At 54.5% G+C, this 685-nt stretch carries 1 protein-coding gene; it reads right to left on the bottom strand.

Going from position 1 to position 685, the window contains the following annotated elements; all coding sequences use genetic code 11:
* A partial coding sequence (locus tag P8H26_RS18060; RefSeq protein ID WP_289634464.1) for an IS6 family transposase occupies positions 1-657 on the bottom strand: 657 nt, incomplete at its 3' end.
* Positions 658-685 lie beyond the last annotated feature (28 nt).

The following is a 685-nucleotide window of genomic DNA, read 5'->3' as shown; positions in this document are numbered from 1 at the left end:
GCGATGGTAGCGAATTGTGTGTGCGGCTCGGCGACGAGATGGAACAGAGAAACAATTGCGGGTCGCTGAGTGCATGGAGACGAACCGTTGCAACGCTCCAGGCGACCGATGACCTTGCATGGTTCGCTCCCGTTTCCTAAACGGCAGATGGCTATTTTCGGCCCGATTATTGAGGCCCTTGTGCGACCAATGGTCAAGGCCGGGTGCCACTTCTGCCTTTGCTGCACCGTAGGAGCGGAGCTTATCGGTGATGATCCGTTTGGGAGCAAAGCCATAGCGCTTCATTAACGCCACGAGCAGTCGCTTTGCCGCCCTTTTATCACGCCGCTTCTGCAAGATTTCTTCGAGAACGGAGCCATGTTGATCCACCGCACGCCAGAGCCAGAATTTCTCTCCAGCGCATTTGACGACCACTTCGTCCAAATACCAAATATCGCCGGGGCGCGCCTGACGCCGCCGCAAGTTGCGTGTGACCTGGGGTCCGAACTTGGCGATCCAACGACGAACTGTCTCGTATGATACGTCAATTCCACGCTCAAGCAGCATTTCTTCAACTTCACGCAGACTAAGGTTGAACCGCAGATAAAGCCACACCGCATGAGCAATAATCTGTGGCGGAAAACGGTGACGCTTGAAGATGATATCTGATGTCTGCATCGCCAAAATTTACGCCCAAACCGTCAGG

This window comes from Pseudochrobactrum sp. sp1633, from assembly GCF_030376605.1.
Classification (GTDB): Bacteria; Pseudomonadota; Alphaproteobacteria; order Rhizobiales; family Rhizobiaceae; genus Pseudochrobactrum.
Note: the sequence above shows the minus strand (reverse complement) of the source record. Positions and strands in the feature narration are given on the sequence as shown.